The organism is Marinobacter sp. BSs20148, assembly GCF_000283275.1.
GTDB lineage: Bacteria > Pseudomonadota > Gammaproteobacteria > Pseudomonadales > Oleiphilaceae > Marinobacter > Marinobacter psychrophilus.
In genome coordinates this window covers 2,566,365-2,580,784 of the sequence record NC_018268.1, presented here as the reverse complement: position 1 = coordinate 2,580,784, position 14,420 = coordinate 2,566,365, and the positions used below count along the sequence as shown (strand labels likewise).

Annotated in this window: 11 protein-coding genes and 4 tRNA genes; 14 read left to right on the top strand and 1 reads right to left on the bottom strand. The window is 52.7% G+C overall.

The genetic code is table 11. The annotated features are described in order from the left end of the window. Positions 1-158: 158 nt before the first annotated feature. From MRBBS_RS11710 to MRBBS_RS11690, 5 genes are read left to right on the top strand one after another with little or no spacing between them, the layout of a single operon-like run. Entirely contained in the window at positions 159-614 is a 456-nt protein-coding gene (locus tag MRBBS_RS11710) for a TRAP transporter small permease subunit (RefSeq protein ID WP_014871728.1), read from the top strand. A gap of 2 nt (positions 615-616) precedes the next feature. Beyond that, the gene (locus MRBBS_RS11705) at positions 617-1,948 is read left to right on the top strand and encodes a TRAP transporter large permease (protein ID WP_014871727.1); all 1,332 of its coding nucleotides are present in this window, start codon (positions 617-619) and stop codon (positions 1,946-1,948) included. A 40-nt stretch (positions 1,949-1,988) separates the two neighbouring features. Next, on the top strand, positions 1,989-3,350 hold the full coding sequence (locus tag MRBBS_RS11700; protein ID WP_014871726.1) for a malonyl-CoA decarboxylase: 1,362 nt from the start codon (positions 1,989-1,991) through the stop codon (positions 3,348-3,350). Next, entirely contained in the window at positions 3,347-4,870 is a 1,524-nt protein-coding gene (locus MRBBS_RS11695) for a malonate--CoA ligase (protein ID WP_014871725.1), read from the top strand. The genes MRBBS_RS11700 and MRBBS_RS11695 overlap by 4 nt, the downstream gene beginning before the upstream one ends. 29 nt (positions 4,871-4,899) lie before the next feature. Next, positions 4,900-5,655: an Asp/Glu racemase gene (locus MRBBS_RS11690; protein ID WP_319795907.1), complete on the top strand. Its 756-nt coding sequence runs from the start codon at positions 4,900-4,902 to the stop codon at positions 5,653-5,655. Between the two features lie 138 nt (positions 5,656-5,793). On the opposite strand, the gene folD is transcribed toward MRBBS_RS11690, so the two are convergent. After that, positions 5,794-6,651 carry a bifunctional methylenetetrahydrofolate dehydrogenase/methenyltetrahydrofolate cyclohydrolase FolD gene (folD, locus tag MRBBS_RS11685; protein ID WP_014871723.1) on the bottom strand — a complete coding sequence of 286 codons (858 nt, stop codon included), beginning with the start codon at positions 6,649-6,651 and terminating at the stop codon, positions 5,794-5,796. A gap of 219 nt (positions 6,652-6,870) precedes the next feature. Between folD and MRBBS_RS11675 the strand changes: the two genes are divergently transcribed. From MRBBS_RS11675 to lon, 9 genes are all read left to right on the top strand, one after another. Beyond that, positions 6,871-6,947 (top strand) — tRNA-Pro (locus MRBBS_RS11675). A gap of 34 nt (positions 6,948-6,981) precedes the next feature. Then, a tRNA-Arg gene (locus MRBBS_RS11670) sits at positions 6,982-7,058 on the top strand. Between the two features lie 74 nt (positions 7,059-7,132). Beyond that, positions 7,133-7,208 (top strand) — tRNA-His (locus tag MRBBS_RS11665). A gap of 114 nt (positions 7,209-7,322) precedes the next feature. Beyond that, positions 7,323-7,407 (top strand) — tRNA-Leu (locus MRBBS_RS11660). 177 nt (positions 7,408-7,584) lie between these two features. Further along, the gene (locus MRBBS_RS11655) at positions 7,585-8,112 is read left to right on the top strand and encodes a PaaI family thioesterase (protein ID WP_041635272.1); all 528 of its coding nucleotides are present in this window, start codon (positions 7,585-7,587) and stop codon (positions 8,110-8,112) included. A gap of 172 nt (positions 8,113-8,284) precedes the next feature. Continuing rightward, a complete protein-coding gene (gene tig, locus MRBBS_RS11650; RefSeq protein WP_014871721.1) occupies positions 8,285-9,589 on the top strand; it encodes a trigger factor in 1,305 nt (434 codons plus the stop codon). A gap of 196 nt (positions 9,590-9,785) precedes the next feature. After that, complete coding sequence (gene clpP, locus MRBBS_RS11645; protein WP_014871720.1) at positions 9,786-10,421, top strand: ATP-dependent Clp endopeptidase proteolytic subunit ClpP; 636 nt, start codon at positions 9,786-9,788, stop codon at positions 10,419-10,421. An 84-nt stretch (positions 10,422-10,505) separates the two neighbouring features. Next, positions 10,506-11,789: an ATP-dependent Clp protease ATP-binding subunit ClpX gene (clpX, locus tag MRBBS_RS11640; RefSeq protein ID WP_014871719.1), complete on the top strand. Its 1,284-nt coding sequence runs from the start codon at positions 10,506-10,508 to the stop codon at positions 11,787-11,789. Positions 11,790-11,915: 126 nt separating this feature from the next. Continuing rightward, a complete protein-coding gene (lon, locus tag MRBBS_RS11635; RefSeq protein WP_014871718.1) occupies positions 11,916-14,333 on the top strand; it encodes an endopeptidase La in 2,418 nt (805 codons plus the stop codon). Positions 14,334-14,420: the final 87 nt, after the last annotated feature.

Genomic DNA, 14,420 nt, shown 5'->3' with positions numbered 1-14,420 from the left:
CAGGCCCCGGTGCCTTTGGTGTCAATCCGTGACGCCCCGCTGCCGGGGCGATGCCCATATTGCCCGTCTTCGGGGGTCCCATGTCCCAATCTCAATCTCAGCCTTTAATCTACCCAAAAGAATCGCGGAACAGTTTAATTGCAAAGTATATCCGTCTTATGGACACGCTTTCCATTGCAACGGCCGTGCTCGCCGCCACTTTACTTGCGCTCGGAGTCTTGGTGGTTGTTCATATGGTTTTTACCCGCTACGTACTTAGTGAAAGCACCGTTTGGCAAACCGAATTTACGACCTTTGCTATTACTGCTGCCATGTTGCTGGGAACGCCTTACGTTTTGAAAACGGGCGGCCATGTTGCCGTGACCGTGCTGCCTGACTCCCTGAGCGGGCTACCCAAGCGCATCATGCGCCTGATGGCCTCGCTGGTTGGGCTGAGTTTCTGCCTGGCCCTAGCCTATGGCTCTTGGTACTACGTTTTTGAAGCCTACAGCATGGATTGGACCACCGGTACCGTGTGGAACCCACCCCTGTGGCCCGCGGTGTTGCCCATGGCAGTTGGTATCAGTCTGTTGTCGCTTCAGTACGTAGCCGAAATTCTTCGTGGAGAGACCTGATCATGGATCCCGTGACAAGTGGTATTCTGGTTGTTTTGGCGCTTTTAATTCTAATGGCCATAGGCACTCCCATCGCGTTTGCTCTGGGCGCTGTTTCCCTTGGCGCTTTAATGTTAGACCGCGGCATCGGTGAGCTGATCTATTTTGGCGAAACCTTTTTCGGCAATGTGGCTTCGTTCGGTTTCGTTGCCATTCCTATGTTTATCCTGATGGGTGCGGCTGTTGCCTCTTCCCCGACCGGCCGCGATCTGTATCGCTCACTGGACCTGTGGATGGGTAAGCTGCCGGGAGGGCTGGCGATCTCAAACATTGCCGCTTGCTCAATTTTTGCAGCCTTGTCCGGCTCGTCGCCGGCGACGAGCGCAGCGATCGGCAAGCTTGGTATTCCCGAAATGCGAAAGCGTGGCTACCCAGATGGTGTGGCCGCAGGCTGTATTGCAGCCGGTGGCACCCTGGGCATCCTGATACCGCCCTCGGTCACAATGATTGTGTATGGCATTTCCACTGAAACATCGATTGGCCGGTTGTTTATAGCAGGTGCCATTCCAGGACTTATGTTGGCCGGCCTTTTCATGGTTTGGACGCTGATTGCCTGCAAGCTTCACGGTGGTTATGGCAGTTCCAACCCAGTGGCTCAAGCCGCCGCCCAAATGAAAGACAATGTTGAAGGCAATATGAAAGCCCTGATACGGGTGCTGCCTTTCATGGTTGTAGTGTCAGGTATTTTGTTTGCTTTATATGGCGGCGTTGCGACACCTTCCGAAGCGGCCGGCGTGGGCGCATTCCTGTGTCTGGCGCTTGCTATCATTGTGTACAGAATGTGGCAGGTCAAACCGATCACTATCATTATGCGGGACGCGCTACGTGAAAGCGTGATGATCATGTTGATCATCGCTTGCGCCGAGATTTTTGCTTTTGCGTTGTCGTCTTTGTTCATCACTCAAACCGTCGCTGGCGCCATCGCCGACCTTGAAGTTAATCGATGGGTGCTGATGGGCATTATTAATCTGTTCTTGTTGGTGTCGGGTTTTTTCCTGCCGCCAGTGGCCGTTATCGTGATGGCGGCTCCTATTTTATTGCCCATTATATTGGCAGCAAATTTTGACCCTTACTGGTTTGCAGTGATCCTGACCATCAACTTGGAAATTGGTCTGATCACACCGCCGGTTGGTTTGAATCTGTTCATTATAAAAGGCATAGCGCCTGATATTGCGCTGCGCGACATCTTACTGGGCAGTCTGCCTTATGCTCTATGCATGGTGCTTGGCATCATACTGTTGTGCTTCTTCCCGGAAATTGTAACGTGGCTTCCTGACCTGATTATGGATTCCTAGCTCGCCCTTTAAATTTCCGGTATCTCCGAGGAAAGGCGTTATGAACATGAGTTTTCTGCAAGAGCTGTTTAACAGCATTACCCAGCGAGAAGCTTCTGTTTGGCGGCGCATTGGCGGCATTGACCATTGCACCCACAGTCAGCTGATAACGGCCTGCCAGGCCCTGTTACAAAGCGACGGTGAGGCTTCAAGTATAAGCCTCGCTAGTCGGGCGCTGGAAATTTATGCCCGTTTGGACGATGACGAAAAACGTTCTTTTTTTGAACAGTTGGCTATACTTTTTTCAGCCGAGCCTGAGCAAATTGATCGAGCTTATCTGGCTTATAAAGCATCACGAACCAATGAAAATCTTGAGACTTTGTTTGAATCCTGCGAGCCACGGCGGCAAGAGTTATTAAGACGGCTTAACCTGTCCAGTGGTGGCACGCACAAGCTGGTGAAAATGCGCGAGGACATGCTCGCCTTGATGGCTAATAGTGCAGATCTTAAAGCCATTAATTCGGATTTTATGCACCTTTTTGGCTCGTGGTTTAACCGGGGCTTTCTGGTGCTGAAGCGCATTGACTGGAATACGCCTGCCAATATCCTGGAAAAACTTATCCGCTACGAAGCGGTGCATGAAATTCAGGACTGGGATGATCTTCGGCGCCGATTGGATGCCAGGGATCGCCGTTGTTTCGGTTTTTTCCACCCCGCTATTGGTGATGAACCGCTGATTTTTGTTGAAGTTGCGCTCAACAAAGGATTGCCTAGCCAGATTCAGCCTATTCTGGATAGTGACAGCTACGATATTGACGATCCTGAGTCCGCTGATACGGCGGCTTTCTTCGGTATTAGTAACTGTCAGGTTGGGTTGCGGGGCATTTCATTCGGTAATTTTCTGATAAAGCAGGTGGTGCAGGAACTGAAGCAAGAGCTACCTAACTTGAAATACTTTGTGACTTTATCGCCGGTGCCCAATTTCCGCATATGGTTGGAAACGACCTGCTCCGATGATGCGGGCATGCTAAGCCCAGAAGCCCAGGCAACACTCAAACATTTGGATGATCCTGCGTGGCAAAAGAACGAAGAGCTTTCGGAGCGTCTCAGTAGCGTCATTAAACCGTTGGCGGCACGTTACTTACTGAAAGAAAAAACCACTAACGGCCAGCCACTGAACCCGGTTGCCCGCTTTCATCTGGGTAATGGGGCTGAACTGCACCGCATCAATTGGCTCGGCGATACGTCGGCCAAAGGCATGAAGCAATCTGCCGGGCTTATGGTTAATTACCTGTATGTACTCGACAACATTGAACGCAATCATGAGCAATACAGCACCAGCGGCACCACTGTGTGTTCATCAGGCGTTCGTGATCTTAGCCGCCGGAGCCGCAAGCTGCTCAAAGGAGAGTCTGAAAAATGAGCCATAACCTGTTTGAAACTTTCTCAACCCGTATGCGCGCTCGCCAAAATGCAAATTTCATCACCACACCAGAAGGGCGCAACTACACCTATGCCCAGGCACTCGATATGAGCGCCACTCTGGCCGCTACTTTGATATCTTTGGGGGTCAGTTTAGGCGATCGGGTGGCTGTGCAGGTCGACAAAAGCCCAGAGGCCATCTTGCTTTACCTTGCTTGTTTGCGCATGGGTGGTGTGTATTTGCCCTTGAACACGGGTTATACCGCGTCGGAGATCGGGTACTTTTTAGGCGATGCAGAGCCAGCTCTGTTTGTTTGCCGGCCCGATTCCCTTGAAGCGGCCAGCCAGGTTGCGGCAGATACCGGCTGCCCTCAGGTGGTCACTCTGGGTACAAAGGGTGACGGCACGTTGATGGAACAGACCGCCGGCGCGACACCGTTTTCAGGTATTGAAACCAGGGCTGATGGCGATCTGGCGGCTATTCTTTATACTTCTGGTACGACTGGACGCTCCAAAGGCGCCATGTTGACCCACGGTAACCTGGGCTCTAATGCCAAAACGTTGGCAGAGGCATGGCGTTTTACCGAAACCGACCGGTTGATTCATGCCCTGCCTATTTTTCATACTCACGGTTTGTTTGTAGCCTGCAACGTTGTGCTGATGTCCGGCGCCAGCATGTACTTTTTGCCCCGGTTTGACGTCGACAACGTTATTGGCGCTATGGCGGATGGCACCGTGCTCATGGGTGTGCCAACATTTTATACCCGCCTTTTGCAGGACCCACGCCTGACCCCTGAGCTCACCGCTAATATACGTTTGTTTACGTCTGGTTCTGCACCCCTGACGGCCGACACTCACAATGCATTCCGACAGCGTACCGGGTTCGCCATTCTTGAACGCTACGGGATGACTGAAACCAATATGATTACCTCGAATCCTTACGATGGTGAGCGTCTTGCTGGTACCGTTGGCATGCCTTTATCCGGCGTCGAAGTTCGAATCACCGATGCCGAGACTCACAAGACAATCGCGCCCGGCGATATTGGTATGTTGGAAGTTCGCGGCCCTAATGTGTTCAGCGGTTATTGGCGTATGCCCGAGAAAACCCGCGCCGAACTTCTTGATGACGGCTTCTTCGTAACCGGCGATCTCGCCATGCTCGATGAGCGCGGGTACATCCATATAGTTGGTCGTGACAAAGACTTGGTGATTTCAGGTGGTTTCAACGTTTATCCGAAGGAAGTTGAACAGGTTATTGATGAAATGGTTGGCGTTGTGGAGTCGGCGGTGATCGGTGTGTCACACCCCGATTTCGGCGAGGGTGTGACGGCCGTATTGGTTTTGAAGCCGGGTGCCAAGGTCGAAGAAGCCGATGTGCTGTTTGAGTTGTCTGACAAGCTGGCCAAGTACAAGCAACCTAAACGGGTGTTTTTTGTTGACAGCTTACCCCGCAACACAATGGGCAAAGTCCAGAAAAATCAGTTGCGGGATCAATACAAAGACATTTACGCCGACGCCTAATCCATATTTAGCGCAAAGAGATGTTCATGATCAATAAAAGCTATCGTATCGGCCAAATCGTACCGAGTTCCAACACCACGATGGAAACGGAAATTCCTGCTATGTTTCGCGCGCGCGAAGCGGTTGCATCGGAGCGCTTTACGTTTCACTCCAGTCGCATGCGGATGAAAAAGGTTACCCGCGAGGAGCTGGCGGCCATGGACGATGAGTCCGGTCGCTGCGCACTTGAGCTTTCTGATGCCCAAGTGGACGTGATGGGTTACGCCTGCCTGATCGCGATTATGAGTCGTGGTGCGGGTTACCATCGGCAGTCTCAGCGACGGTTGCACGAAGCAACCATTGATAATGGTTTCCCGACTCCGGTGATCAGCAGTGCAGGTGCCCTTGTGGAAGGCTTGGCGACATTAGGAGCCAAAAAAGTGGCGATTATTACGCCCTATATGAAGCCACTGACGCAAATGGTAGTGGATTACATTCAATCCGAAGGTATTGAGGTGGTCGATAGCATTGCGCTGGAAATTCCTGACAACCTTGAGGTTGGGCGTCAGGATCCGCTGAATTTGTTGGAGATCGTCAAGCGTCTAAAGTGGGTCGATGCAGACGCGGTAGTGCTGTCCGCCTGTGTTCAAATGCCATCACTGGCGGCCATTCAGCAGGTTGAAGACAGCATCAGGTTACCGGTAGTGTCGGCCGCCACCTGCACGACTTTTCAGATGTTAAAAGCGTTGGGTCTGGCGCCCATTGTGCCCAACGCCGGATGCCTGCTAAGCGGACAATATACATAATAGTTCAGGCAAGTGCTCTCTACTGAGCAACTTGCAGGGCAACGCGAAATGGTATTGACGAGGGCAGTCGAAATGTCATGCCCAGGCAAATTTTTTTCGGCTGCTCTCTCTGTAATCGTGAGCAAGAGTGCCATGCAATTATTCGTTGCTCAGAATGTTTGCTGCGTGCAATGTGTTCTGCAGCAAAGTAGCAATGGTCATAGGGCCGACGCCACCTGGTACCGGAGTAATGTAGGCGGCGCGCTCCGATGCAGCGGCGAAATCCACGTCGCCCTGCAGAGTGCCGTCTTCCATCCGGTTAATGCCCACATCAATCACTGTCGCACCCTGTTTTACCCATTCGCCTTTGATCAGCCCGGGTTTGCCCACCGCGGCAATCAATATATCGGCGTCACGCACAAAACGCTCCAGATCCGCTGTAAAACGGTGGCACACGGTAATGGTTGCGCCTTTTAGTAGCAGTTCCATGCTCATGGGGCGGCCAACGATGTTAGAAGCGCCTACAATGACCGCGTGCTGGCCTTTGTAGGGAGTGCCTATGCTGTCTAGCAGGGTGATAATACCGGCCGGTGTACACGGGCGTATAACGGGTCTGCGCTGACTTAGGCGGCCGACGTTGAACGGGTGAAAGCCGTCAACGTCTTTATCCGGTCGAATCTTCAGCAAAATGGGGTCGGCGTCCAGCTGGGCGGGCAAGGGCAGTTGCACCAATATGCCGTCTACCAGTGGGTTATCATTCAACTCGTCGATCAGGCTTTCCAGAGCTTGTTGCGAGGTATCTGTCGCTAAATCGTAAGACAGCGACACAATGCCTGCCGCTTCGCAGGCTTTGCGCTTGTTGCCCACGTAAACCCGTGATGCAGCATCGCTGCCCACCAGAACCACCGCCAGGCCAGGCGCCCTCAGACCTTTGTCGAGGCGGGCTTTTACACCTTCGGCCACCTGATGGCGAACCTGGGTGGCAATCTTTTTTCCATTTATCAGTTCGGCGCTCATGGTTCGTCTTTATGGGTTGGACGTGAATTGGTCGATTAAAAAGGCTCAGCATTGTCGCATGCTTCCGGGTTCAGGCCAATTAACGCCCGGATTCTAAAGGCTTGGGCGCGTTCACTGGGCGTTTTTTTAACAAACTTTTCAAATGATGGTTGACGAAGGCCCTCGTCGCCGCTAATATCTGCGCCAACTTTGCTGACACACGTTGTTGTGCAGTTCAGACGGGGTATAGCGCAGCCTGGTAGCGCGCCTGCTTTGGGAGCAGGATGTCGGGAGTTCGAATCTCTCTACCCCGACCACTTTTCTGACTGTTCAGGTGGGCAAGCGGTTAATGCGCCTGTAGCTCAGCTGGATAGAGCACCAGCCTTCTAAGCCGGTGGTCGCAGGTTCGAGTCCTGCCGGGCGCACCATTTAGCTTCGGTCAGGGGCAGCAAAGTCTTCCAAGTGGTTTTGATGGTGTTTCACGCTTCGGCGTGTGTATATGGTGGGCGTAGCTCAGTTGGTAGAGCTCAGGATTGTGACTCCTGCGGTCGAGGGTTCGATCCCCTTCGTCCACCCCATTTTACCGCTTCGAGCCAGATCCGGACCTTGCAACAGCGGGTTTCCGGTTTTTTTGTTTTAGTAGAAGTGTTGGATCAGCGGCAGCCAAAATCAGGCGGGTGCAAAAGAATTATGCGGGTGTGGTGGAATTGGTAGACACGCCAGATTTAGGTTCTGGTATCGAGAGATGTGGGGGTTCAAGTCCCTCCACCCGCACCATTATTTGAAAGCCCTGCAGGTTCGCGCCTGCGGGGTTTTTTGTGGTTTCTGAAAAAAAGGTTATATAGACCAGCGTATCGGATAAAGAAGAACCGGTTTTTTCGTATAGTAAGCATTTTTGAAATAGCCGACCTAATTTTCGGCTCATTGCTGAATGTACTATATAGGTAGCCTTTTATGACGAATTCTAGCGTTGCATTACAAGATTTATCCACGCCAAACGGTCAGTGCTTCGGCTGTGGGCCGCTTCACCCAGAAGGCTTGCAGATTAAAAGCCACTGGAGCGACGATGGCGAATCGGTCATCTGCCGGTTTACACCCGACACGCGCTATATCGGTTGGCCTGGGCTGGTTTACGGTGGCCTGATTGCGATGCTGGTTGATTGTCACTCCAACCACACCTCGATCGCCTATCATTACCGCCAGGATGGCCGTACCGCCGGCGACGGCGAAGAGCCCATTGAATGCGTCACCGGGCATCTGGGTATTGGCTATAAAAAACCAACACCTATGGGCGTTGAACTGACTCTAAAGGCCTGGGTAGAAGGTGAAGTCGGTTGCAAGTCGCGGGTGATTTGTGAAGTCTGGGCCGGCGACATTATGACCTGCCGTGGCGACTCCGTGTTTGTGCGGGTGCAGGCCGACAAACTGCGGGCTCAGGCCCGAAAAATGATTGCAGACCTGGGTATTCCCGGTGACGTCTGATGGGCGTTTGTGCGGTCAACAGTTGCTTGTTGCAAACAGGTGATTCTCTCGGCACGGCAAACCGTGATAAACTGCCGGCTTTAATTTTTCAGTGCTTCTGCGGCTGCGTGTCGCCGAGAGCTTTTAAGCGTTAAATTCATCCATTGTCCGAACCTGATTTTGAGGATTCTCCATGCAAGTGTCTGTTGAAACGACTTCCAACATCGAACGTCATATGACGATTGGTGTGCCCGCCCAAGAAATTGACCAGGCGGTTCAGAAGCGCCTGCAGGAAACTGCGCGCACCGTACGCCTGAATGGTTTCCGCCCGGGCAAAGTGCCTATGAGCGTGGTAAAGCGTCGTTTTGGTGAGAGCGTGCGTCAGGAAATTGTTGGCGAAATCATGCGCGACAATTACGTAAAGGCGTTGAAGGAGCAGGACCTTAATCCCGCTGGCTGGCCACGCTTTGAACCCAAGACTATGGAAGAAGGCAAAGACCTTGAGTTTGTGGCCATCTTCGAAGTGCTGCCGGAAATCGAGCTGGGAGACCTGTCTGCAGTTACCATCGAGAAGCCCCAGGCTGATGTAGCCGACGCAGACATCGACACCATGATTGACAACCTGCGCACCCAGCAGGCCACCATGAAGTCTGTCAAACGCAAGTGCAAGAACAAAGACATCGCCGTTATTGATTTTAAAGGCACCATCGACGGTGAAGAATTCGAAGGCGGCACGGCTGAAAAACATCGTTTGACTCTGGGCTCTGACCAGATGATCCCAGGCTTCGAGAAAGCCATCGTGGGCAGTAAGGCCGGCGAGGAATTGGAAATTGACTTGACGTTCCCCGAGGATTACCACAACGAAGAGTTGAAAGGTAAGCCGGTCAAATTCCAGATCACGATCCACGAAGTGGAAGAGCCGCAGCTGCCAGAGCTGGATGCCGAGTTCTTCAAGAAGTTCGGTATTGAAGCCGAAGACGAAGCTGCGTTCCGCGTCGAAGTGAAAAAGAACATGGAGCGTGAGCTCAAACAGGCGGTTTCCAACAAGGTCAAAAATGACGTGGTTGACGCGCTGCTGAACAGCACAGAGTTTGACGTTCCGGCGTCCTTGGTTGATCAGGAAATTGATCGTCTGCGTCAGGACGCGGTTCAGCGTTTCGGCGGCCAGATGGACTTCAAGCAGTTGCCCAAGGAAATCTTTGAAGAGCAGGCTACGCGTCGCGTGAAGACCGGGTTGTTATTTCAGGAAGTGGTCAAAAAGAACGAATTGACCGCCGACGCGGAAAAAGTAGAAGAAAAGATCCAGGAAATTGCGTCTACGTATGAACAACCTGAGGAAGTGATTGCACACTTCAACAGCAGCCCGGAGCAGAAGTCCCAGATAGAATCTACCGTTCTGGAAGACGCAGTGGTTGAATATGTGCTGGGTCAGGCCCAAGTAACTGAAAAGGCCATGAAGTACGAAGAGGCCATTCAGGCGGGTCAAACCCAGCGTTGATGGTTGGCCGGTTGCGAACGCTAGCAGCCGGCGCAAACGATCATTGCAAGCAGTCGGCATGTCCGGCTGTCTTTTCTAGGTTGGCCCAAGTGGTCGTTGCCCGCTTTATAAACGCCTGTAGGCTGTTGTGGCTACAGGCCGCGTAAAGTGGTGACAACGGTTCACGCCCATTGTTCATAAGGAGTTCAGGCGCATCATGATGCAAAAACCGATTGACGGTCCCGCAATGTCTACCAGTGCCGCTCTGGTGCCGATGGTTATTGAACAAACTGCGCGCGGCGAGCGTTCGTTTGACATTTTTTCCCGCCTGTTGAAAGAGCGGGTTATATTTATGGTAGGCCCGGTGGAAGATCAAATGGCCAACCTGGTGGTGGCACAGTTGCTGTTTCTGGAATCAGAAAATCCGGACAAAGACATCCATCTTTATATCAATAGCCCGGGTGGTTCGGTCAGTGCGGGTATGTCGATTTACGACACCATGCAGTTTATCAAACCCGACGTTGCGACTTTATGCGTGGGCCAGGCGGCCAGCATGGGTGCATTCTTGTTGGCGGGCGGCGCTGCGGGCAAACGTGCTTGCCTGCCCAACTCGCGGGTGATGATTCATCAGCCGCTGGGTGGCTATCAGGGCCAGGCAACGGATATCGAGATTCACACCCGTGAGATTCTCAAGATTCGCCACACCCTGAATTCCATTCTGGCGCACCATACCGGCCAAGATCTAGAAACCATTTCACGCGACACCGATCGCGACAATTTTATGGATCCGATCCAGGCTAAGGCCTATGGCCTGATCGATTCAGTACTTGATAAGCGCGTACCGAATAAATAATACTTGGGTAACACGCTCCATCCGTGGCCGGCGTGGCGTTCTGTTTTTAATCGCCGCCGGCAAACAGAGATCAGAGGTATTTCAATGGCAGACGAAAGAAACGGCAGAGGTGACGATAGCAGCAAGTTGCTGTACTGCTCGTTTTGTGGAAAGAGCCAGCACGAAGTCCGGAAGCTCATAGCGGGGCCTTCGGTGTTCGTCTGCGACGAGTGCGTTGACCTTTGCAACGACATTATCCGTGAAGAAATTCAGGAAAATGCTCAGGAAGAGGCCAGCGATCGTCTGCCGACACCGGCCGAAATTCGTGAAACACTGAACGAGTACGTGATCGGCCAGGACCGGGCTAAAGTGGTTCTGGCAGTTGCTGTATACAATCACTACAAGCGTTTGCGCTACGGTGAGGGTAAGGCCGAAGTCGAGCTGGGTAAAAGCAATATCCTGCTGATTGGCCCTACTGGCAGCGGCAAGACTCTACTGGCTGAAACTTTGGCGCGGGTACTGAATGTACCCTTTACCATCGCCGACGCTACCACCCTGACCGAAGCCGGTTATGTGGGGGAGGACGTTGAAAACATCATTCAGAAACTGTTGCAGAAATGCGATTATGATGTCGAGAAAGCCCAGCGTGGCATTGTCTACATCGATGAAATTGACAAGATTTCCCGCAAGTCTGACAACCCCTCCATCACCCGGGATGTGTCTGGTGAAGGTGTGCAGCAGGCGCTGTTGAAGCTAATTGAAGGCACCGTGGCTTCGGTACCACCCCAAGGTGGCCGCAAGCATCCGCAGCAGGAATTCCTGCAGGTGAACACAAGCAATATTCTGTTTATTTGCGGTGGTGCGTTTGCCGGTTTGGATAAGGTGATACAGCAACGTTCCGCGCGTTCATCCATCGGCTTTTCAGCAGAAGTGGCGAGCAAGGACAACATCAAATCCCCCGGTGAGATCATTAAAGATGTTCAAACCGAAGATCTGGTGAAGTTTGGTTTGATTCCGGAGTTTGTCGGCCGCTTGCCGGTTGTGGCGACCCTGACCGAGCTGGACGAAGACGCCCTGATTCAGATTTTGACCGAGCCCAAGAACGCTTTGACCAAGCAGTACCAGAAGCTGTTCGAAATGGAAGGTGTAGAACTGGATTTCCGTGAGGAAGCCCTGCGCGCGGTGGCTCGTAAAGCGAAAGAACGCAATACGGGTGCTCGTGGTTTGCGCTCGATTATGGAAGCAACGCTGCTAGACACCATGTATCAGATCCCGTCGGAACAGGATGTGTGCAAGGTAGTGGTTGATGAAAGCGTGATCAGCGGTGATTCTGAACCGTTTAAGATTTACGCCAACAACGACTTGGCCAAAGTTGCGCCGGACGATTGATTTGCTAAATCCGCGTAATGACTGAAAAAGGGGCTAATTAGCCCCTTTTTTTATGCCACAGATGCCCCAATGATTGATGTAATGCCGATTAAAACTCTCTATTAATACCCCGTCAGAGGATTCCCTATGACCCGGACACCCGAAGAAACCGTGAAAGTTTACCCACTGCTCCCGCTACGCGACGTGGTGGTGTTCCCGCACATGGTTGTGCCCCTGTTTGTGGGCCGAGAGAAGTCTATTCAAGCGCTGGAAGCGGCGATGGAGCGCGGCAAGGAAATTCTGCTGGTTGCTCAGCGTGATGCGGCCACAGACGACCCCGGTGTAAGCGACGTTTTCAACATTGGCACCCTGGCCACTATCCTGCAGATGCTGCGATTGCCAGACGGCACCGTGAAAGTTCTGGTAGAGGGCAACGAGCGTACCGCGCTAGAACAGATCGAAGATGGCGACTACCTGATAGCACACGCCCGAATTCTGCACGAAGAACCCTTGCCGGAGCGCGAAGAAGAAGTGCTCAGTAAGACCTTGATGGAAGAGTTCGAGAAGTTTGTGAAGCTTTCCAAAAAGGTGCCGGCCGAGGTCTCTGGTGCGCTCAACGGGATTACCGGCGTAGAGCGCCTGGTGGATACCATTGCTGCCCATCTGGACTTGCAGATCCCGCAAAAGCAGGAGCTGCTCGAAGCGCTGGATACCCGTGAGCGAATTGAACTGCTGTTGGGCAAGCTGGACGGTGAAATTGACCTGATTGAAGTAGAAAAGCGCATCCGTGGCCGGGTCAAAAAACAGATGGAGCGCAGCCAGCGCGAGTATTACCTGAACGAGCAGATGAAGGCCATCCAGAAAGAAATAGGCCAGATGGGCGACGGTAATAACGATTTTGAGGAACTGGAACAGAAACTGGAAGACGCCGGTCTGCCGGAAGAAGCTCGTAAAAAAACGGAAAGCGAGCTGAACAAGCTGAAAATGATGTCGCCGATGTCGGCGGAAGCCACAGTGGTTCGTGGCTATATCGACTGGATGTTAGCGGTGCCCTGGAAAAAGCGCAGCCGGGTGCGCCACGATATTGATAGGGCCCGTGAAATACTCGATGAAGATCATTATGGTCTGGACGAGGTAAAAACCCGGATTCTGGAATACCTGGCAGTACAAACCCGGGTGAAGAAGATCAAAGGGCCGGTGTTGTGCCTGGTAGGGCCTCCTGGAGTGGGTAAAACCTCTTTGGGGCAGTCTATTGCCCGCGCCACTAATCGCAAGTACACCCGTATGGCCTTGGGTGGCGTGCGTGACGAAGCTGAAATTCGCGGCCATCGCAAAACGTACATCGGCGCCTTGCCTGGCAAGCTGCTGCAGAAACTGGCCAAAGTCGGGGTGAAAAATCCGCTGTTCCTGTTTGATGAAATTGACAAGATGGGCATGGATCAGCGCGGAGACCCCGGCTCTGCCCTGCTGGAAGTGCTAGACCCGGAACAGAATCACACCTTCAACGATCACTATCTGGAAGTGGATTACGATCTGTCGGATGTGATGTTCGTGTGCACCTCGAACTCGATGAATATTCCGTCGGCGCTGCTGGACCGTATGGAAATTATCCGCATTCCAGGTTACACCGAAGATGAAAAAGTGAATATCGCTCTGCGTTACTTGGTGCCCAAGCAGACGAAAGCCAACGGTCTGCGCGACAAAGAACTGGATCTTCCGGAAGAAACTCTGCGCGACCTGGTGCGTTACTACACCCGCGAGGCTGGAGTGCGTGGACTGGAGCGCGAGATTGCCAAGATCTGCCGTAAGGTGGTGCGTGAGCACGTCTCAAGCGGCGATAAGAGCCAGGTAGCGATAACGCCGGCGATGCTGGAAGACTATTCTGGCGTGCAGAAATTCAAATACGGTCTAGCAGAAGAAAATAACGAAATTGGCCAAGTGACCGGTCTGGCCTGGACCCAAGTGGGCGGCGAATTACTGACCATCGAATGTGCGCTTACGCCGGGCAAAGGTCGGGTGGTGAAAACCGGTTCGCTGGGCGACGTTATGCAGGAGTCTATCCAGACGGCATTAACTGTTGTGCGCAGTCGCGCTAAAGCGCTGGGTATTGCCGATGATTTCCATGAAAAACACGATTTGCACGTGCATGTGCCCGAGGGCGCGACGCCAAAAGACGGCCCCAGCGCTGGTATTGGTATGTGTACAGCACTGGTGTCGGCGTTAACCCGTAACCCGGTGCGCAGCGACGTTGCCATGACCGGTGAAATAACTCTGCGGGGTCGAGTTCTGCCCATTGGCGGGCTTAAGGAAAAGCTGTTGGCAGCGCACCGGGGAGGCATCAAAACGGTTCTAATTCCTGATGAAAATGTCAGAGATCTCAAAGAGATACCTGAAAATATAAAAGAGTCTCTGGAGATTCGTCCGGTCAAATGGATTGACGAAGTGTTGGACATTGCGTTGGTGTATTCGCCGGAGGTAATGGCAGGTGAGATCGCTGCAAAATCGGCCGCCAAGGCCGGTTGTGGTGACGACGCAGAATCGAACGAACGCCCAAATACGCACTAAACCCGACATGAATTGTTGACACACGGAAGAGCCCATTGGTATAACTGTTTCGCCGTGAAGCAGCCTGTACCAAGGGCTCCCGCGTTA